Origin of the sequence: Streptococcus mitis (genome assembly GCF_000722705.1) — a bacterium.
Lineage (GTDB): Bacteria > Bacillota > Bacilli > Lactobacillales > Streptococcaceae > Streptococcus > Streptococcus mitis_P.
The window spans coordinates 276,119-296,271 of the sequence record NZ_JPFW01000007.1 but is presented as its reverse complement, the minus strand read 5'-3'; the positions used below and the strand labels follow the sequence as shown (position 1 = coordinate 296,271).

Annotated in this window: 21 protein-coding genes and 1 pseudogene; 1 reads left to right on the top strand and 21 read right to left on the bottom strand. The window is 41.5% G+C overall.

The genetic code is table 11. The features are described 5' to 3' along the window. Positions 1–279: 279 nt before the first annotated feature. The 20 genes from SK642_RS04185 to SK642_RS04090 form a co-directional block, all read right to left on the bottom strand. Positions 280–2,520: a DNA internalization-related competence protein ComEC/Rec2 gene (locus SK642_RS04185; protein ID WP_033683496.1), complete on the bottom strand. Its 2,241-nt coding sequence runs from the start codon at positions 2,518–2,520 to the stop codon at positions 280–282. Then, a complete protein-coding gene (locus tag SK642_RS04180; RefSeq protein ID WP_033683495.1) occupies positions 2,504–3,154 on the bottom strand; it encodes a helix-hairpin-helix domain-containing protein in 651 nt (216 codons plus the stop codon). Before SK642_RS04180 ends, SK642_RS04185 begins: the two co-directional genes overlap by 17 nt. Before the next feature lie 66 nt (positions 3,155–3,220). Next, positions 3,221–3,790, bottom strand: a complete 570-nt coding sequence (locus SK642_RS04175) for a GNAT family N-acetyltransferase (RefSeq protein ID WP_033683494.1) — start codon at positions 3,788–3,790, stop codon at positions 3,221–3,223. A gap of 107 nt (positions 3,791–3,897) precedes the next feature. Continuing rightward, positions 3,898–4,902 carry a PhoH family protein gene (locus SK642_RS04170; RefSeq protein ID WP_033683493.1) on the bottom strand — a complete coding sequence of 335 codons (1,005 nt, stop codon included), beginning with the start codon at positions 4,900–4,902 and terminating at the stop codon, positions 3,898–3,900. An 85-nt stretch (positions 4,903–4,987) separates the two neighbouring features. Then, complete coding sequence (locus SK642_RS04165) at positions 4,988–5,203, bottom strand: YozE family protein (protein ID WP_001232084.1); 216 nt, start codon at positions 5,201–5,203, stop codon at positions 4,988–4,990. An 8-nt stretch (positions 5,204–5,211) separates the two neighbouring features. Continuing rightward, positions 5,212–6,066 (bottom strand): RNA-binding virulence regulatory protein CvfB, encoded by an 855-nt coding sequence (gene cvfB / locus SK642_RS04160; protein ID WP_001095445.1) that lies wholly within the window; start codon positions 6,064–6,066, stop codon positions 5,212–5,214. A 59-nt stretch (positions 6,067–6,125) separates the two neighbouring features. Next, positions 6,126–6,683: a ribosome recycling factor gene (frr, locus tag SK642_RS04155; RefSeq protein ID WP_001262225.1), complete on the bottom strand. Its 558-nt coding sequence runs from the start codon at positions 6,681–6,683 to the stop codon at positions 6,126–6,128. Between the two features lie 8 nt (positions 6,684–6,691). Further along, the gene (gene pyrH, locus SK642_RS04150) at positions 6,692–7,429 is read right to left on the bottom strand and encodes a UMP kinase (RefSeq protein WP_033683492.1); all 738 of its coding nucleotides are present in this window, start codon (positions 7,427–7,429) and stop codon (positions 6,692–6,694) included. Between the two features lie 83 nt (positions 7,430–7,512). Beyond that, entirely contained in the window at positions 7,513–8,847 is a 1,335-nt protein-coding gene (trmFO, locus tag SK642_RS04145) for a methylenetetrahydrofolate--tRNA-(uracil(54)-C(5))-methyltransferase (FADH(2)-oxidizing) TrmFO (RefSeq protein WP_033683491.1), read from the bottom strand. A 283-nt stretch (positions 8,848–9,130) separates the two neighbouring features. Next, on the bottom strand, positions 9,131–10,009 hold the full coding sequence (gene rsmI, locus SK642_RS04140) for a 16S rRNA (cytidine(1402)-2'-O)-methyltransferase (RefSeq protein ID WP_033683490.1): 879 nt from the start codon (positions 10,007–10,009) through the stop codon (positions 9,131–9,133). A gap of 2 nt (positions 10,010–10,011) precedes the next feature. Further along, positions 10,012–10,329: a DNA replication initiation control protein YabA gene (gene yabA, locus SK642_RS04135; protein WP_000358228.1), complete on the bottom strand. Its 318-nt coding sequence runs from the start codon at positions 10,327–10,329 to the stop codon at positions 10,012–10,014. 39 nt (positions 10,330–10,368) lie between these two features. Continuing rightward, positions 10,369–11,259, bottom strand: coding sequence for a DNA polymerase III subunit delta' (locus SK642_RS04130; protein WP_033683489.1), 891 nt, complete (start codon positions 11,257–11,259; stop codon positions 10,369–10,371). Beyond that, on the bottom strand, positions 11,256–11,894 hold the full coding sequence (gene tmk / locus SK642_RS04125; protein ID WP_033683488.1) for a dTMP kinase: 639 nt from the start codon (positions 11,892–11,894) through the stop codon (positions 11,256–11,258). Before tmk ends, SK642_RS04130 begins: the two co-directional genes overlap by 4 nt. Positions 11,895–12,007: 113 nt before the next feature. Then, the gene (gene proC, locus SK642_RS04120; protein WP_033683487.1) at positions 12,008–12,805 is read right to left on the bottom strand and encodes a pyrroline-5-carboxylate reductase; all 798 of its coding nucleotides are present in this window, start codon (positions 12,803–12,805) and stop codon (positions 12,008–12,010) included. 3 nt (positions 12,806–12,808) lie between these two features. Next, entirely contained in the window at positions 12,809–14,071 is a 1,263-nt protein-coding gene (locus SK642_RS04115) for a glutamate-5-semialdehyde dehydrogenase (protein WP_033683486.1), read from the bottom strand. Positions 14,072–14,080: 9 nt separating this feature from the next. Then, a complete protein-coding gene (proB, locus tag SK642_RS04110; RefSeq protein ID WP_033683485.1) occupies positions 14,081–15,190 on the bottom strand; it encodes a glutamate 5-kinase in 1,110 nt (369 codons plus the stop codon). Positions 15,191–15,289: 99 nt separating this feature from the next. Continuing rightward, the gene (cbpE, locus tag SK642_RS04105; RefSeq protein WP_033683484.1) at positions 15,290–17,173 is read right to left on the bottom strand and encodes a phosphorylcholine esterase CbpE; all 1,884 of its coding nucleotides are present in this window, start codon (positions 17,171–17,173) and stop codon (positions 15,290–15,292) included. A gap of 2 nt (positions 17,174–17,175) precedes the next feature. Next, positions 17,176–18,063 carry an RluA family pseudouridine synthase gene (locus SK642_RS04100; RefSeq protein ID WP_033683483.1) on the bottom strand — a complete coding sequence of 296 codons (888 nt, stop codon included), beginning with the start codon at positions 18,061–18,063 and terminating at the stop codon, positions 17,176–17,178. Continuing rightward, a complete protein-coding gene (lspA, locus tag SK642_RS04095) occupies positions 18,053–18,514 on the bottom strand; it encodes a signal peptidase II (RefSeq protein ID WP_033683482.1) in 462 nt (153 codons plus the stop codon). The genes SK642_RS04100 and lspA overlap by 11 nt, the downstream gene beginning before the upstream one ends. Further along, a complete protein-coding gene (locus SK642_RS04090) occupies positions 18,511–19,419 on the bottom strand; it encodes a LysR family transcriptional regulator (RefSeq protein ID WP_033683480.1) in 909 nt (302 codons plus the stop codon). The genes lspA and SK642_RS04090 overlap by 4 nt, the downstream gene beginning before the upstream one ends. Here SK642_RS04090 and SK642_RS10730 point away from each other — a divergent pair. Beyond that, positions 19,412–19,486 (top strand): annotated as a pseudogene (locus SK642_RS10730) (AraC family transcriptional regulator); the annotation flags it as partial. The gene SK642_RS04090 and the pseudogene SK642_RS10730 overlap by 8 nt on opposite strands. Before the next feature lie 174 nt (positions 19,487–19,660). On the opposite strand, the gene SK642_RS04080 reads toward SK642_RS10730, so the two are convergent. Beyond that, entirely contained in the window at positions 19,661–20,071 is a 411-nt protein-coding gene (locus SK642_RS04080) for a DUF5301 domain-containing protein (RefSeq protein ID WP_033683479.1), read from the bottom strand. Positions 20,072–20,153 lie beyond the last annotated feature (82 nt).

The following is a 20,153-nucleotide window of genomic DNA, read 5'->3' as shown; positions in this document are numbered from 1 at the left end:
CGATACCATAACAGGGAATTAATATAGTTATATCTCTAGCAATTCATACTAGACTTATAGTAGGTATTCCAATCATACCGATAAATTTTAAGAACGCTCACAGCAGATATACTGGAATGAAAAAGACCAATAGATCATAAACTAACTAATTAAACGGTTTTTACTAATTTTTAATGGTTTTATATCATCAATATCGAATACGCTTTTATTATATCGTTTTTATCATTATTATGCAACAGATTTTTAGTTTATTTTACTAATATATAATATTTTTCCTTCCTATCGAACGCTTTCGATTTTCCAACTTTTCCACCCTTTAAAGCGTATAGCTCCTTGCTGGTCAGTTCGGTAAACTTTACTATTGATACCTTCCAGTCGGGTCAAAGTTTCCTGATGGGGGAGTTTGGTTCGATTGTTTTTTCCAACTGAGATAAGAGTAAGCTCTGGTTTGAGTTTTTCTAGAAAGGCTGAACTTGATGATTTTTTAGAGCCATGTTGGCCAGCTTTCAAAACATCCACTTCTAGGTCAGAATATTGCTTCAGCAAGTCCTTCTCTCCTTTCTCCTCCAAGTTTCCTGTGAAGAGGAAGTGCTTATCCAAGAGTTTCCCATACAGAACTATGGAATCTTCATGACCTCCATCTCCAATTTTCCTTGGAGATAAGACTTCTAACTGACTTCCAAAAATTGGCAAGTTCTCTCCTACTGTCACACTACGCACGTTAGTTTGAGTAGCCTGTAGTTCTGCTACAAATTCCTTCTGTTTCAAACTGCCTTTTGATACTAAAATTTCGCCTACATGAAAAGCCTTGGTCACCTCCAACAAATCTCCAACATGCTCCTTGTCTGTGTTTGTCAAAACCAGCTGGTCAATCTTGGATACTCCTCGACTTTTGAGATAGGGAATCAAGGTTCGCTGGGCATTGCTGGTCGTCGTCCTTTCTTGCCATTTTTCGATTTTCTTATCAGATTCTGCCTTGCCACCGACATCTATGAGAATGGTTTTACCAGTTACATCCCGTAGGAAAATACTCTCGCCTTGCCCCACATCCAGCATAGTGATTTCATTTTCCAGTGGATACTTGGTCAAGAAAAAGAGACCTGTAATCAATAAGCTCAACACTGCTAGCCTTTTAATGTTTTTCCTCAAATCATAGACTAAAGCCAAGGAAATTAACAATAGGATTAAAAGCCATGCATTGGGTTGTCCAAAGACCAGAGGTCTACTTGCCACCTGTGATACCAAGCGAATAATGTCCTCCAACCATTCAAAAATAAAATTAAGCTGAATAACTGGATAAAGAAAAGAAAGGGCAAATAAGATAGACAAGAGCGGTAAGAAGACCAAGTCAAATAGAAAGGAAAAGACAAAGGTCAAAAGGATAGACCAAGGTTGAAATTCTGCAAAATAGAAGGATAGAATGGGCAATATTCCCAAGGAGATGACTAGACTTTCTCTGGCAACAGCCTTAAGTCCCTCCCCTTCTTTGCTGCTCATAGTCAAGATAAAAGCATAAGCACATGACAAAACTCCTCCTGCAGTCAGGAAAAAGTTGGGCATGACGATAAAGAGGACAAGGACTGTCAAGGCAAAATTATCCAAGCCCTTAACACCATGTTGAGCCAGTAACTTTTGCAGGAGACTGCGAACAACCGAAGCTGAAAATCCTGTCAGACCAGCATAGATAAGGGAAAAGGGATAAGTCAGCCATTTCAACTTTTCTTGGGTCAAGCCCAATCGCAAGAGAAGTTTCCTAAATCCGTCCATGAAAAAGCCTACCTGCATGCCGGACAAGGCAAAAAGGTGGATAATTCCTAGACTGGAATAAAGCTCATTCATCTCCTCAAAGTCGGTGTCCAGATGTCCCAATAAAAGACCTGTCATGTAATTGCGCATAGGGTCTGGAAAGTGTGTCTTAATCCAAACTACAGCCTTTCGACGTAAACTGGACAGGTTTTCTCCTATATCCCAACTGCCAACCTTTTGAAGTGACTGGATTTTTTTGACATTGAGAGTCTGGTAAATTCCCTGAGTTTTCAGATAGGCTTGATAGTCAAAGCCACCAAAATTTCTCTGCCCTTCTGGCTCCGAAAGTTTTCCTTCAAGTTCTATCTCATGAAGATCTGTTAAGGTTTGAAAGACTTCTTTTTCATTCTCGGACTGGAGTTTATAATAGACTTGAAAAATGCGTCCATCAGACTTACCACGAAAGGATAGACTATCACCATTAACCTTAATAGTGTCAGGAAAAATCCGTACCCTTTCAACAGAGTCCGCTAGGTTTTGACTCGCTTGACTCTGTTGCCAAGTTTGAAACAGAAACCAAAATCCAAAGATTCCACAAATCGCTAGAACTCTACCAGCAGACTTCCACGGAAATTGGATAAAGAGACAGACCAGCAGAAAAACGAAGCCCAACAAAGCAAGATAGGATGCTGAGAAAATGGCATAATAAAGCCAAAGCAATAGAAAACTCAGATAGATTAGGGAAATTGGGAAATTCTTAATCCACTGTAACATAGTCTTTTAACTTTTCTATGGTCTTGGCACCAATGCCAGAGACCTTCTTGAGTTCGTCAACCGACTTGAACTTGCCATTTGCCTCACGATGGTCGATAATATCCTGAGCTCGTTTGCCGCCCAGACCCTTGACCTGCTTGAGTTCTTCCAGACTAGCCTTGTTGACATTGATCTTCTTTTCCTTGCTCGTTGAAGAAGCCGTCCCAGAACCAGTCTGTTGACTAGTTGCTTCTTCTCCCTTAGTTGGAACGTAAACTAGAGCCTCATCACTAACTTTCTGAGCTAGATTGAGCGACTTGCTGTCTGCTTGCTCTGTCAAGCCACCCGCCTTTTGAACAGCATCATTGACCCGACTACCTACAGGCAAGTCATAAATCCCTGGCGATTTAACAGCACCCTTCACATCTACTGTAATCAAATCTTGTTCAAGTGGTTCTTCCTTCTCTTCCTTCTTCACTTCCTTTTCGGATAATGAATCCTTGGAAACAGCTGCAACTTCTGCCTGTAAATTCGTCTCTTTAACAGGTGTTTGTGGAACTGGTTTTAGCAGGAAAAATCCTCCTACAAGCAAGCCCAGACCAGTACAAATGACGATGATTTTATACTCTTTGATTTTCTCGATAATTGCTTCCATATTTTCTCCTCTCTTAGATTATTCGTAAGAGGAAGAAAAAACAGTTGAAAATTTCTTCTCAACTGCTTATTTATTTGCAAAATAGTCTTCCTTGGTCAAGACATAATGAACTCTTGTAACAATTCGACCTTCTTCATGCTGGTCCATACAAGCATATGGTTCTGCATGGGAAAAACGCATGCCTGATTTCTCCATGACCTTGCCAGATGCAGGATTGTCCTTATCGTGTAAAGCAACTAACTTATTCATTCCTATCTTCTCAAAAGCTAGCTCAATTACGGCACGATTGGCTTCTGTCGTTAACCCTTGATTCCAATATTTTTTATTGATAATGTAGCCAATAGCCGCTTTCTTAAGAACAGGATCAATCTTGTGTAAGTCAATAGTTCCGATAAATTTGCCATTGCTTTTTAGTTCTATTCCCCAGCGTCCCAAGGGATTGGCCAAGTAGAACTGAGCAATGTTATTCTTAGTTTCTTCCAAGCTTTGATTGGTTGGAAAAGTGTAGCGCGTATTTTCTCTGTCTGAGGCATACTCAAACATAGCTTCCGCATCATCCAAGGTTACAGGTCTAAGCAATAAACGCTCCGTTTCTATAGACGGATACTGGGCAAGTTTTACAAAAATTGATTCCATACGTTTCCTCCACTTGAAACCTTTCTAATCTAATACAAGGATATTGAATAAAACATCTAAAAAGCAAATTTATACTTGGTATTGAGATAACTTTAATTACAAAAGAACTATCCTTCAGACAGAGGTTGAGACTCTAATTCTTCACTCTCTTCATTCTTGACAGGTGCTGGTTCATAAGCTCGGATAATCTGAGCAACAACTGGATGGCGAACCACATCCTTAGCTGAAAAATGAACAAAGTCAATCTGGTGAATGTTCTTGAGCTTTTCTTGGGCGTCAATCAAACCTGACTTGACATTACGTGGCAGGTCAATCTGACTGATATCTCCATTGACAATCATCTTAGAATTAAAACCTAAACGAGTCAAGAACATCTTCATCTGCATGATGGTCGTATTTTGCGCTTCATCGAGAATGACAAAGGCATCATCCAAGGTCCGTCCACGCATGTAGGCAAGGGGTGCGATTTCGATAATCTCACGCTCCATGAGACGAGTTGTTTGGTCTTTCCCCAAAATCTGATACAAGGCATCGTAAACAGGTCTAAGGTAAGGATCTACCTTCTCCTTAAGATCACCCGGAAGAAATCCTAGACTTTCTCCTGCTTCCACTGCTGGACGAGTTAGAATAATTCGCTTGACCTGCCCACGTTTAAGGGCTGTCACTGCCAAGGTCACTGCAAGAAAGGTCTTCCCTGTCCCTGCAGGCCCAATTCCAAAGGTCACATCATGCTGTTTAACACTATCCACATAAAGCTTTTGACCCAATGTTTTGACGCGAATCGGTTTCCCAGTATTGTCCTTGATGATTTCTTCTTCGTAAAGGGCGACAAACTTGTCTATTTCATCATTTTTGACCATGCTAATCGCAGTGACCACATCTGGCGTGCCAACGGTCATCCCCCGATTCACCAAGACCATCAAAGCCTGAATAACCTGACGGGCTTCCTCACATGCAGATTCTTCGCCTAAAACCTGTACAATCTCTGTACGGGCATGAATCACCACATCAAGCTCTTCTTCCATCAAACGAAGATGGCGTTCATTGGAACCAAAAAGATGAAACAGGTCATCTGGATGACTCAGTTGAATGTCTATTGAATGTTCCTTCAAATAAAGAACCTCTCTAATCCGTTTATTTCTTTTTATTATAGCAAAGGGATGGAGAAATTACTAGCCTAAACCCAATGACTAAATGCTAGTGTTCTAAGTATTCTTGCCAGATAGCGTCAAAGTCTCCTAGGTTAAAAGAGAAACTGGCATGTTCCTCCAAAAAGCGACTGACCTCATCAAAATCGTCTGTGTGTTTTGGAAAAGCAGACTCTTCAAAAGCGAGGTCTGCCAAGATGGCTTTGGGACTATTACTTTTAGGATTACGCTCAGTCATGAGCCAAGTGTAAAATGATTTTCTCATAAGTCACCCTAAATCAACTCGGTCCCAAACTGGTCTTGCTTGATTTTGCCAGCCTTCATCAAGCCACCAAGTGCTTTCTTGAACTGACCTTTAGAAATACCAAAGGTTGCCTTTATATCGTCTGGAGATGACTTATCATTTAAGGTCATGAACCCCCCATTACTTTCCAAGTAGGTCAAAATCATCTGGGCATCATTTTCCAACATTTCAAAAGAACGTGGTTTAAGGGAGAGGTTCAAGGTACGGTCCACTTCACGGAAACCAATGACACGCGCATCTAGAACTTGGCCCAAACGTGGCTCTGCATAACGCTCACTTGGGTGAATAAAACCAAGCATATTATTCTCTGGTAGGTAGACAAAGGTTCCTGACAGCTTGAGACGGTATACAATGGCTGGCCAGTTTTGGTTCTGCATGTTGTTGTAGGCAGGACGAGCCAGACGTTGGAAGTCTTCTTGATAGGCTAAGAGTCCCCAGATACGGTCTTTCTTGTCCACCTCAAGACGGATGTAGAGTTGGTCGCCCTTCTTAGGCCAGAGTTCCTTGAGCTCAGGGAGAATATCGAGTGACACAACGATTTCCTTGTCAGGAAGACCTGTATCCACAAAGACACCCAAGTCCTTACGAACTTCTGTGACACGGCCCCAACCAAATTGATCCTGAGTAGCAGTCACTTCTAGAGTGGTCAAGCGGAGCTTTTGCTTCATGTCTGTATAGGCGAAACCTTTAACCGTATCACCTACCGTATGCTGACCTTCTTCCTTGGCAAGCGCATAGGTCTGGCCATCCTTTTGCACAAAGTAAAAACGGTCATTTTCATCGATGATCAGTCCAACGATAAAACTTGCAAGATTTGTATTCATATTTCCTTCTTTCGAATAAAACTCAGCCAGCAATGCCAACTGAGTTTTTCTGTTTTATTTTAGACTTCCAAAAGTTCTTTTTCTTTATTGGCAGTCATGTCGTCGATGTGTTTGACAGCATCGTCTGTTACTTTTTGAATATCTTTTTCAAGAGTCTTCAATTCGTCTTCAGTGATTTCTTTTGCTTTTTCTTGTTTCTTAGCTTCGTCCATAGCATCGCGACGGATATTGCGGACAGCCACTTTAGCATTTTCGCCGACCTTCTTCACTTCTTTAGCAAGGTCACGACGAGTTTCTTCTGTAAGAGCTGGGATAACCAAGCGAATCACAGAACCATCATTAGCTGGTGTAATACCAAGATCAGAAGCGTTCAAGGCACGTTCGATGTCTTTCAATGAAGACTTGTCAAATGGTGTTACCAACAAAACACGCGCTTCTGGAATCGTAATTGAAGCGATTTGGTTAAGAGGAGTCTCTACTCCATAGTATTCTACATGTACACGGTCCAGCAAGCTTGCATTGGCACGTCCAGCACGGATACCACCAAATTCACGAGCAAGTGATTGGTGAGACTGAGTCATTCTCTCTTTAGCTTTTTCAATAATTGCGTTAGCCATAATCTTTCTTATTCCTTTTCTTCGATATTATTTGAAACTGTAGTTCCGATATTTTCACCAAATACGACACGTTTGATGTTACCTGGTTGGTTCATGTTGAAGACAACCAAGTCAATGTCGTTGTCCATTGAGAGGGTTGAAGCTGTTGAGTCCATGATACGAAGACCTTTATTGATAACGTCACGGTGAGTCAATTCTTCAAACTTAACGGCTGTCTTGTCCTTCTTAGGATCGGCATTATAAACACCATCTACGCCATTTTTAGCCATGAGGATGGCGTCTGCTTCGATCTCAGCTGCACGAAGGGCCGCTGTTGTATCTGTTGAGAAGTATGGTGAACCAATTCCAGCACCAAAGATAACGATACGACCTTTTTCAAGGTGACGAAGGGCACGTCCACGTACGTAAGGCTCTGCCACTTGTTGCATGGCAATGGCTGTTTGTACACGCGTATCAACCCCAACTTGTTGCAAGGAATCTGCCATCACAAGAGCATTCATAACAGTCCCAAGCATTCCTGTGTAATCTGCCTGAACGCGGTCCATTCCTGCTTCTGCAGCAGGTTCTCCACGCCAGAGATTTCCTCCACCGATAACAAGGGCAATTTCGATACCTAAGCTATGAACTTCTTGAATCTCTTTTGCGATTGTTTGAACTGTTTGGATATCAATCCCTACGCCACGTTTACCAGCAAGGGCTTCACCTGATAACTTGATTAAAATACGTTTATACTTGGGATTCGCCATTTTCACTCTCCTTTTTTTATCCTACCTATTTTATCACAATTTCTAAGATTTTTATAGTATCATGAGCAATTCTTTCAAAAAAATTAGACCGTTAAAAATTCCTCTAAGTCGGCAAGGGCACGCTCTGCAATTTTTTCATAACGAGCCTTCTTATCACGAATACGCTCGCCTTCCAACTCCTTGATAATTCCGAAATTGACATTCATCGGTTGAAAATGTTTGCTGTCCGCATGGGTGATGTAATGAGCAAGACTTCCAATCGCTGTTGTTTCTGGGAAAATAGCCTCGCTTTCTCCCTTGAAGAGACGAGCCGCGTTAATGCCAGCTACTAAACCAGATGCTGCTGATTCAACATAGCCTTCCACACCCGTCATCTGACCAGCAAAGAAGAGATTTGGTTGTTTCTTAGAACGGTAAGTCTGCTCCAGAAGATTTGGTGAATCCATGTAAGAATTGCGGTGCATAACACCATAGCGAACAAACTCCGCATTTTCAAGACCTGGAATCATTTGGAAGACACGCTTTTGTTCTCCCCATTTGAGGTGGGTCTGGAAACCGACGATATTGTAGAGGCTACCAGCCGCATTGTCCTGACGAAGCTGAACCACCGCATAAGGAGTCTTAAATTCTCCATCACGAGGTCCTGTGTAGTCGTCTGGATACTCAAGCCCGACTGGCTTCATAGGTCCATAAAGCATGGTTTTAATACCACGTTTGGCCATGACTTCGATAGGCATACAACCTTCAAAGTACTTTTCTTTTTCAAAGGAATTCAGCGGTGCTTCTTCCGCATTGACCAAGGCTTCATGGAAATTCATAAACTCTTGCTTGGTCATGGGAGCGTTGAGGTAGGCCGCCTCTCCCTTGTCATAACGAGACTTGAGATAGACCTTGCTCATATCGATGGTGTTGACATCGATAATAGGCGCTGCCGCATCGTAGAAATAGAATCCATCGCCGTCATTAAGGGCATGAATCTTCTCAGCCAGGGCATCGCTAGTCAAAGGACCAGTAGCGACCACAGTAATAACGTCCGTTGGCAATTCTGTAATTTCATCGCGAACCACTTCAATCAAGGGGTGGTTGGCCACTTTTTCGGTCACCATTTGAGAGAAACCATCACGGTCTACCGCAAGCGCACCACCTGCAGGAACACGTGTAGCCTCAGCAGATTCTAAGATAACAGAACCCAAGCGACGCATTTCTTCCTTGAGAAGCCCAACAGCATTAGTCAAAGCATCCCCACGTAGGGAATTGGAACAAACTAACTCAGCAAAATTGTCTGTTTTATGCTGAGGAGTTGACTTGACACCACGCATTTCATAGAGTTTAACTGGAATACCACGCTCTGCGATTTGGTAGGCTGCTTCAGAACCTGCCAAACCAGCACCGATAACATTGATATAAGATTGAGACACGACACTAATACCTCTTTGGGAGTGTAAAGACAAGCTTCACATTGAAAAAGCCAACCGAACTTACTCGCTTTCGAGTTGCTTAGCTCAGGCGGAAAAAGTCCACAGGACTTACTTCGCTTTCGAGTTTCTTGGCTCAGGCTGAAAAAGTCCACAGGACTTACTTCGCTTTCGAGTTTCTTGGCTCAGGCTGAAAAAGTCCACAGGACTTTTTCACTCCCACAAATCTTTCTATTTTTTCTTCTACTAGTATAACAAAAAAAGGGAAGAAGGCAAACTTCCCTGTTTAGTCATTTTCTTGATTTTCGTCCCAATCGTGGTAAGCAGCATAGAGCTGGCTTTTATTCCACTGGTAAATCTTAGCGACTTCCTTAATAGCTTGATTTTTCTTCACACCTTGCTGGATGCGGGTTTGAATTTCTACGAACAAGTCTTCCTCGTCTTTTTCCTCCACATCTTGGCTGGCACCTTCAACAATGAGAAGGCATTCGCCCTTGAGTGGCGTTGCAGCGATACTTTCCAGCAATTCAGAAATGGTACCTCTTTGGTATTCTTCATAGATTTTGGTCAATTCTCTAACCAAGACAACCGAGCGGTCACCGTAGACTTCTAGCATATTTTCCAATGTATCCGCCACACGATGGGGCGATTCGTAGAAAATTTGTGTTTCAGGATAGTCTTTTTTTGAGTCGAAAAATTGCTTTTGCTGGCCTGATTTTCTCGGTAAAAAACCGTAAAAGATATGTGGCTGCGGTGCTAAACCACTGGCAATCAAGGCCGAAATCCCTGCAGAGGCTCCTGGCACTGTGACAACCGCAATTTCTTCCTCAATAGCTGCCTTAACCAAATCATGACCAGGGTCCGAGATACTAGGCAGACCTGCATCAGAGACCTGAGCAATACTTTGCCCTGCTTTCAGAAAACCAATCAAATCAGGAATTTTTTCCTTGGCGTTGTGCTCATGAAAACTGATCTGCTTTGTCTGAATGTCAAAATGCTTGAGCAAAAGGCCAGTATTGCGCGTGTCCTCAGCCGCAATCCAGTCCACTTCTTTCAGGGTTTGGATAGCACGGAAGGTCATATCATCTAGATTGCCAATCGGCGTTGCCACTAGATACAGCTTGCCATAAGGAGACTGCCCCTTAAAACTTTTTTGAATCTGCATGCTTACTCCCTGTATAACAACTCGTCACAGAACATACATTCCTCGTCCTGCTCTCGACGTTGTCCATAAAAATCATTACATACGTGAAATCCATCACGGTAAATGCGACGGACACTTTCACGAACATGCTTGGCCTTGACAGGAGCATCTGCCTCCACCTCACCCAAGCGTTCTCGCAACTTAGAATTTTCCAAGCGAAGAGCTGTATTTTCCTCTACCAGGCTCTTGAGATTTTTCTTGATGGCTTCCACATCGGCCAAGGTTACCAATAACTGTTGGGAAAAATCATCCAGCGCGTCAAATAATTCTTTTTTGTCCATAAACCAGCCCTTTCCTTTCTTTATCGTTCATTTTTGAGTTTACATTTCTTTCAAGACCAGATATTCCATGGCGTTTTGAAAGCTAACATTGGCTTGCCACATTTTTCTAGCTTCTAACAAATCTTGTAGAACCACTCTTACTCTTGCTTGCAGGAGGTCCTGCCCACAGAGGACTTCAAAAATCCGTAAAACCTGATCCTGTTTTTCCTTGTCATCTGCCAAGTTGGCTAATTTAGCAACCTGCAGATAACTTTCTTTTTTCTTAGCTACTAACCAAGTCAGCAGCCGTTCACTTTCATCGACCAAAGTCCAAAAACTTGCCTGATTAGCCAACTTTTCTGCTTCAGCTCGCGATTGACTAAACTGAGCTAGGAGAGTCGCTTTTTTCTTAACCAACCCCATTTGTTCTAAGAGCAAGATGAGTTTTTCTTCCTGCTTTTTAAAGTGGAAAATCTGGGTCCGACTACGGATGGTCGGTAACATCTTTTCCTCATCGCTGGTCAAGAAGAAAATATAAACCTCACTCTGGGGTTCTTCGATGACCTTAAGCAGAGAATTAGCTGCGTTGGGATGCATTTTCTCAGCTTGCTCGATAATAAAGACCTGTTGCTGACTTTCAATCCCTGCTTGAGAAAACTGACCCACTAATTCCCGAATGCGTTCTGTCTTTATGACCTGATTGACTGGCTTAATCAAGGTAACATCGGGAAACTCTTCCTGTTCAATCAGCTTGCAGTTTCGGCATTTCTCACATGGTAAAACACCTACTTTATCTGTACAAAAGAGGCTCTTAGCCAAAAACTGCGCCATTTCCAAGCTTCCAAAGAAACCTGAAAAGAGGTAAGCATGATTGAGCTGGTCTTGCTCCAAGATACGGACAAAGCGGTCAAACTGGGCTGGCTGCCAAGCCTTTAGTTGATCTTGTTTCATTTAGCCAAGCCCATTCTGTCAAACAAGACAGCCTTGGTCGTTTCCACAACTTGGTCCAAAGGAAGGCTGGCATCAATCTTGACAATGCGATTTCCTTCTTTTTCCAGAAGAGAAAGGTAGCCTTGACGAACTTTTTTATGCAAGTCCAACCCTTCCAAGTCCAAACGATTGACCTCACGATTACTATTAGCAGCAATGCGAGCCAGTCCCTCTTCCACCTCGATGTCAAAATAAAGTGTCAAATCAGGTTTGAGGCCATCTGTCGCAAAGTGATTGAGCCAGTCAATGGCTTCAATGTCCAAACCACGACCAAATCCCTGATAGGCAACAGAACTATCAATAAAACGATCCATAATGACCAACTTACCAGCTTCAAGGGCAGGGAGAACTTTTTCCACCAAGTGCTGTCTGCGACTGGCGATATAGAGAAGGAGTTCTGTTTTAGGATCCATCTGAGTATGACTTGGATCCAAAATCACTTCCCGAATCTTCTCTCCTATCAAGACTCCGCCAGGTTCACGGGTCGTCAGCACCTCTCCCCCTTTTTCCTCTAAAATTGGCAACAGTGCCTCTAAAACACTGGTCTTTCCTGCTCCCTCTGGTCCCTCAAGAGAGACTAAAAATCCTTTTGACATGTCTAACTCATTTCTTTTTTACTACTTCTATTTTATCAAAAAAATAGATATTGTGAAAATCTTTTTGGACACTGATTTTAAGGAAGTATAAAAGAGGTAGATTTCTCCACCTCTTATTTACCTAGTTTTTTAGTTCGTTTGTAGGCTTTTTTGACTGCCTCCATAACGGTTCCTCTAAAGGCATGTGCTTCTAAACTAGCTACACCAGCAATAGTAGCGCCCCCTGGACTACAAACCTTGTCTTTCAATACTCCTGGATGTTCTTGAGTATCTAGGACCAATTTGCCTGCTCCAATAACTGTTTGAGCTGCCATTTGTAGAGCAGTTTCTCGTGGCAATCCTGTCTGAACACCTGCATCCGCCAAAGCTTCAATGAAAAGATAGACAAAGGCTGGTCCACAACCTGCAAGACCCGTTGCAGCATCGATTAACCCTTCACTGATTTCAAACAATAAACCAGCATGTTGTAAAAGTTTACAAAAGACTTCCTTATCATCTACTTGGCAGTTAGCTGACAAAGCATAACTAATGACTCCTTGACCGATAGAAACTGGAATGTTGGGCATCATGCGAATTAAACGGTGCTGACTTGGAACAAGACTAGCTAGTTTTTCCAACGTTATACCCGCTGCCATGGAAATTAAGAGCAGACTCTCCCGTTTTTCAAGAATATCTTGAGATTCCGCAAGTAAAGTAGATACTTGAGCTGGTTTCACTCCTAAAAAAATCACATCTGCTTCCGCAAAGATTTCCTCATTACTAGAAACTTGACCTCCGTAGCTAGCAATAAAATCATCCACTCTATCTTGACTTAGATTAGAAAGAAGAAACTTATCTGTCGTATTAGCTTGCCAAACAACCTTGGCCAAACTAGCACCCATATTCCCCAAACCGATAAATCCAATCTTCATTTTTTACTCCCTTATCTGTCCATCACCAGCAACTACATACTTGTAACTGGTTAATTCTTTTAAGCCCATTGGACCACGTGCATGCAGTTTCTGAGTAGAAATCCCCATTTCACAACCAAGACCAAATTGACCTCCATCTGTAAAACGCGTTGAGGCATTGACATAGACTGCTGCAGAGTCCACTTGATCTGTAAAGTAAGCTGCAGCATCAGCATTTTCAGTCACAATGGCATCCGAATGATGGGTACTGTGGGCTTCAATATGCGCAACCGCTTCTTCTAAACTGCTCACTACTTTAACAGCTAGAACATAGTCTAAAAACTCGGTATCAAAGTCTTGAGCCCCAGCTGCTTGGCCAGATACAAACTGACTAGCCTTCTCATCCAAACGGAATTGAATCGGTTCAAGTCCAGCTTCTTTACGATCTGCAACCAGCACTTGCTCCAAACGAGGAAGGAAACTTGCTGCCTTAGCTTCATGAACCAACAAAACCTCCATAGCATTGCAGACAGAAGGACGACTAGTTTTAGCATTGTTTATGATCGATAGAGCCTTATCTTCATCCACATCCTTATCCACATAGACATGGACAATCCCAGTTCCTGTCTCGATAACAGGTACGATAGCATTCTCAACCACTGCATTGATCAAACCAGCTCCCCCACGAGGAATAAGAAGGTCTAGATATCCCTTGGCCTTCATCATGGCATAGCTGCTTTCTCGGCTGGTATCTTCCACCAGTTGAATCACATCTGGATGAATGGTAGTCGTCTCCAAGCCCTTCTTCAAGGCTGTGACAATGGCATGAGCTGTTTGATAAGCATCCTTCCCACTACGAAGAACGACCGCATTCCCACTCTTGAGAGCCAAAGCAACCGCATCAGACGTCACATTTGGACGGCTTTCATAGATAATGCCGATAACACCCATAGCCACCCGTTTCTTGGTGATAACCAAACCGTTTTCAAGCTGACTGGTTTCTATAACTTCACCGATTGGATCTGGTAAGGCAACCACTTCACGAATACCAGTTGCCATTGCTTCTATACGTCCTGCATCCAAATAAAGACGATCCAGCATCACATCTGAGATTTTACCCTTGGCCGTTTCCATATCGAGGGCATTGGCCGCTAAAATTTCCTCAGTAGCTGCTATTAAGTGATCAGCCATGGCTAGCAAGGCTTGGTTTTTCACCTCTTCACTAGCTGTGTTGATCGATTTTTTAACAGCCTGTACCTGTTCAAATTGTTCTTGTGTACTTACCATAGTTTACCTCTAAAATTCTGTAAAGAGTAGTTGGATTTCAGGCGTAATGGAAATCCAGTCATCACGGTGAATCAAGACACCCTTAGCTTTTTGAGAACGCAACATATCCTCCAAAGCAGATGCTCCAAATTGCACGCGTCCTTTTCCAAGTGATTTTCCACTTTCCTTGTCAAATACTGTCACGATATCACCGTAAGAAAAGGCTCCTTCTGCTTCAACAATACCAGATAAGAGAAGACTCTTGCCATGTTGAGAGAGAGCTTCTGCAGCCCCTCTATCAACCCAAATAGAACCCTGACTTTTGGCATAAAAAGCTAGCCATTGTTTCTGGGTACGAAGTCCCTTCTTTTGCGCAACAAAGTAGGAACCATCCTTGGTCTCCTCAGCTGCTTCAATCATGGCATCTTCCTTCAAGGATAAGCAGATATAAACTGGAACTCCTGATTCTGTTGCGATAGTCGCAGCCTTAATTTTGGTTAACATGCCCCCAGTTCCGTTTGAAGAACCTGCTCCGCCAGCCATATCGATAATCTCACGATTAATGGTCTCGATTTTCTCCAAGCGTTTGGCTCTTGGGTCTGAATTAGGATTTCCAGTATAAAGACCGTCCACATCTGTCAAGAGAACCAAAAGGTCTGCTTGTACCATGGCCGCTACCTGGGCACTTAAAGTGTCATTGTCCCCAACCTTGAGCTCATCAATAACAACACTATCATTCTCATTGATGATAGGAATCGCCCCACGGCTAAGTAGAACTGACAAAGCCTGATGGGCATTTTTATAACGACGCTTATCCACAAAGTCGTCCTGGGTCAGCAAAATTTGTGCAGAAACGATTTGACGCAAGAGAAGATTGGTTGTGTATTCTTCCAACAAAAGCCCTTGTCCTACCGCTGCTGAAGCCTGTTTATCAGCAATCTTAGTCGGACGTTTCTTAAATCCTAAGGCTCCAAAACCTGCAGCAATGGCACCTGACGACACCAAAATCAATTCATGACCCGCCTCGTGCAACATCGCCAACTGCTGGGTAATAGCCTTTACCTTACTACGTGATAAACTTCCATCCTCATTCGTCAGAGAAGAAGTTCCTACCTTAAAGACAATCCGTTTGTATTTCATAGTCTCACTCCGATTCTTCATATTTATCCATTATAACATGAATGACAAAAAATAGAAAAGAGTTGATAGGAAAAAGAAGGCCTAAAACCTTCTTTTTTACTACTGTTCTAATTCAGATCTGTTTACAATCGTTTCAGAGCTTTGTGAAGTTGAAGAAGTCAAATCCTGACTAGTCGAAGAACTTGTAACACTTTCGTTCTGAGTCGTTACTTTATTTTCAAGATCTTTTTTCACTACTTCACTGGATTCTTTTGTCTCTGAATGACTTGTAGTTTTAATTGTAGCAGATTTTTCTACTGGAATATCCACTAACCAGACACCACTTGAATCAACAGTATAACCTTCTGGTGTCTTACCATTCACAAGTAATTGACCATTTTCTTTCAAGAAGTACCATTTATCCTTGTCCTTGATCCAACCCGCGGCTCGTGAACCATCTTCCTTGTAGAAATACCAATCATTTGCCTTTTTAAGCCAGCCTTGCTTCATAGCTCCTGATTCTTCTAGATAATAATGTTGACCTGCAACTTCTATCTCGCCTGTCTTCATGATACCAGCAGAATCCATATAGTACCAGATTTCTTTATCTTTTACCCAGCCCGTTTTCATTTCCCCTGATTGAGCAAAGTAATACCATTGCCCCTTATATTGAAGCCAACCTGTTTGCAGCGAACCATCCTTGGATAAATAATAATTCTGACCTCCAGTATTTATCCAACCAATTTCCATCTGGCTTTCTTTGTTGAAATAATACCAGCTTCCATCGATTTTCTTCCAATTTTTTGCAGCAGCACCAGAGTCTGTCAAATAAAACCAACGATTGTTCCACTTTTTCCATTGATTCTGTAACAAGATACCCGTTTGGTTAAAGTAATACCATTCACCCTTGATTTCATTCCAACCAACTGCATACTCTCCTGTAGAATCAGGTGCTTGATACCACCAATTCCCATATGCACTCTTATGCCAACCAGCTTGAAAACTTGGAATATGCTTGTAGGAGGTTGAAATATTGACAAATCCGTCTTGTCGAATATCAAAAACTGTCGCATCATAGTCTTTGCTGGCTGCGTTAATTCTCTCAATTCCAAGTTCTTTAAGCCAATTGACATACTCACTATCAACACCATTTTTCCAAGGTAGACTATCCGAAGTTTGAACAATCAAACTCGGACTCAAATTTTTAATAAAATTCTTTGTGTTTGATTTGTTGGTATCATGGTGATGGTTAAACTTCATCAAATCAACTTTTCCAATGAGAGGACCATACTTGTCTTCTGCTCCATGAACATTATCTAAGTCGCCCCCAAGGTAAATTTTCTTGCCATTGACTTTCACTACACTAATCAAGGAATTGGAATTGTCATCCCAAATTTTCTGTAATTCACCTGACGAATCGGTTTCATTCTCGTAGTTATAGAGTTGAATATCCATGTCTCCAAACTGAAAATGAGCATCTCCTTGTGAGATGTTTTGAATAACTGAAACACCTTTTTCTGCAGCAGTCTGTAAAACCTTATCATAACCGTACAGATTATCCCATAAACGTTCAGAATTAGTAATACGATTATCACTATATTTTTTAAGATAGACTCGGTCAACTGGATAGGTAGACAGTAATTCATCAACATTTCCAATATGGTCACTGTGGGTATGGGTTACCAAAATAAAATCAAGTTTTTGAACACCCAATTCCTTCAAACGACGAAAGACACGGTCTGTTAGAACATGCTTATAAGATGTTTCAATTCCTTCTCTCCATGGATAACGAGAATCACTTCCATCAGGAAAATCATAATCTTCTCCTGTATCCACCATGGCAAAATGCCCATTGCTTTCAAGAATAATCGCATCACTGCCACCTTCTTGAACATTGATAAAGTGAATTTTATTTCCTGAACTTTCTTGAGCTTGAACATTTCCATACCATGACAAAGCTAAAAAAGCGCCTGCAAGTGCTAAACTAGTTAATTTCTTTTTCATTCTTACTTTCTCAATCTCTCCAATGTTTCCTTAAAAATCTCTGGGATATCTGCTGTAAATTCTAAGGTCTCACCTGTTCTCGGATGAGTAAAACCTAAAGTCTTGGCATGAAGAAATTGCCCATGCCCTTTCAGAGTCTTGCGTGGTCCATAGACTTCATCACCAGCGACTGGATGACCAATATAAGCCATGTGAACACGGATTTGATGGGTACGCCCTGTCTCCAGTTGTAACTCCACTAAGCTGTAATCACCAAAGCGTTCCACGACATGGAAACGGGTCACTGCAGGTTTCCCTTTAGCAGTTACAGCCTGTTTCTTACGATCTTTTTCACTACGACCAATCGGTGCTTCAATCACACCACGATCATTGGGCAGATTTCCATGAACAATCGCCCAATATTTGCGGAGAGACTTTTTATCCTTGAGTTCTTGAGCAAGTGCTAGATGCGCCTCATCGTTTTTAGCAATCATGAGAAGGCCTGACGTATCCTTGTCAATACGATGAACAATTCCTGGACGCAGAACCCCATTGATACCCGACAAGTCCTTAATATGATACATGAGAGCATTTACTAGGGTTCCACTAGTATGACCAGCACTCGGATGCACAACCATGCCCTGAGGTTTGTTAACGACGGCCACATCCTCATCTTGGTAGATGATTTCTAGCGGAAGATCCTCAGCCACATACTCTAAAACCTCTGGTTCTGGCACATGATAAGTGACGATATCGCCCTCTTGGACAGTGTATTTAGCTTTCTTGACTTGGCCATTGACCAAGACCTGGCCTGATTTGATTTGTTCATTCGCGAGACTACGTGATAATTCTGTCAAATCCGACAAAGCCTTATCCAAACGCAGGCCACCAGTTTCAATTTTAATTTCCATTTATTTCCTCTTTTAGCATTGCAATCAATAAAATAATCACTCCAACAGTCAGATAGCTATCTGCCACATTGAAAATTGCAAAATTGATAAAGTCAAGGTGGAACATATCCACAACAAAGCCCTGACTGATCCTGTCAATAAAGTTTCCAAGACCACCTGCGATTATCAATATCAAGCCCAAGAGCATCCAGAGTGAGTCCTCCATGTGTTTATGTAGATACCAAATGGCACCTATCATAACGACCAATGTAATGATAGCAAATAACCACTGCTGGTCTTGTAAGATGGAAAAGGCTGCCCCTCGATTTTGCAGGTAGGTTAAGCTAACGAGATTGGGAATCCACGAACGAACTTCACCCAGTGGAATCTGCCAGACGATATAGGATTTGACTAACTGATCCAGCGCAATCAAAAGCAGTACAATGACTGCCACTATTCCTCTTTTTTTCATGATTTCCTCTTCTGATCAAAATATTCTTGCATGACTTCTACGAAAAGAGTTCCAGCCTGACTAAGCTCCACTTCCTCACGTTTAACATAGACCATGCGATTATCTAGGTTATCCTTGAGACGAATAACTGTGATGCCATTAACACTATCACTATCTAAAAATCCAGAACCTGTCGCATAGGCATCCGCCCGCTCCAAAATACCATTCAAAGTAGCACGGTCTGTCACATTGAACATCTGCGAGCTAGCGCTGGTATCAACAAAGTTCTCCGAATAATAAAGGTACTCGTCTTTCTCTTGAGTGAAACGAACCGTTGGTAGATCCGCTAAATCCTCCATGACCAATTCATCTTTCTGAGCCAAAGGATGCCCTTCACGGAGATAAATGTGAGTATGGAAAGGAATCAATTCAATGACCTCAAGACCCAGCTTTTCAACCCGCTGCATAATACCCTTTTTATTTTGATTGTTAAGGTAGATAATCCCAATCTCACTGTGACCTTGTGCTACTTCATCTAAGATTTGAACAGTAGTTGATTCAAAAATACGAAAGTTCTTATAGTCAGGATAACGCTCTGAAAAAGCTGTAATGGTTGGTGGCAAGAAGTCATAGTGCTGGCTAGCAATGGAAAATTCATCTTTTTCTTCCTCAGGATTGGCATACTGATTTTGAAAAATATCAAATCCCTTGACCAATTCTTGCGCTTTTTCATAAAATTCCATCCCACGACGGGTCAAGAAAGTCCCTGAGCTGGTCCGACGGAAAATCTTAAAACCCAACTCTTTTTCCAAATCACGAACAGAAATAGACAGACTCGGCTGACTAACATACATCTTTTCAGCAGCTTCACGGAAAGTACCACTATTGGCAATGGCAACAACATAGCGTAATTGTTGAATGTTCATCTTCTACCCCCAACTTCTTTATCTTTTCATTATACCATATTTTAGAAGTTTTCCAAAAAGGAAAAAAGTCTAGAAATTTTCAAGTCTCAATAAATACTCTAACATCCCAATACAAGAATTTGAACCATTCTTTTTTCAGTCTTTATATGATTTCAAGCAAATAAAAACAGCAAATCTTTTTGATTTACCGTTTATAATATGATGCAAGAAAAGCCTCTAATATTTTCTTTTGCCCTATAAATCAACTAGAAAAAGCCTCTTCAATCCTATTAGCTATATCTGGATTTACTTCCCAAATACCAGCATAAGGTTGTTCAATATACTGTTTTTCTTTCATAGTATATAGATAGGCTACACTATCATTTTCTTCATTCTGATGATAAAATTTGATAATGATGTAATCTTTAACATTTGTCGGTTGATCATTTACACTCTCTAAAGTTGTAGATTTTGATTGTTTGTGTATCTCCTTAATCAATTCTGAAATTTCTTCTCTCTTACTTATTGTTTTAATTTCTCCAGAGATACTTTTCTGCAGGGAAATTACAGAAATCCTTTCAGATTCAGGAAGAATGATTTTTTTGTTATTGTCACAAGCAGATAGAACAAGAAAAGAGATTGAACAGACTATTATGATGAATATCTTTTTCATACAGGGTCACATCCTTTCATTCTTCTTACTTCTTCTTTTAGATACAATTATAATATCAAAGCTTAGCAATTTTTACAATATC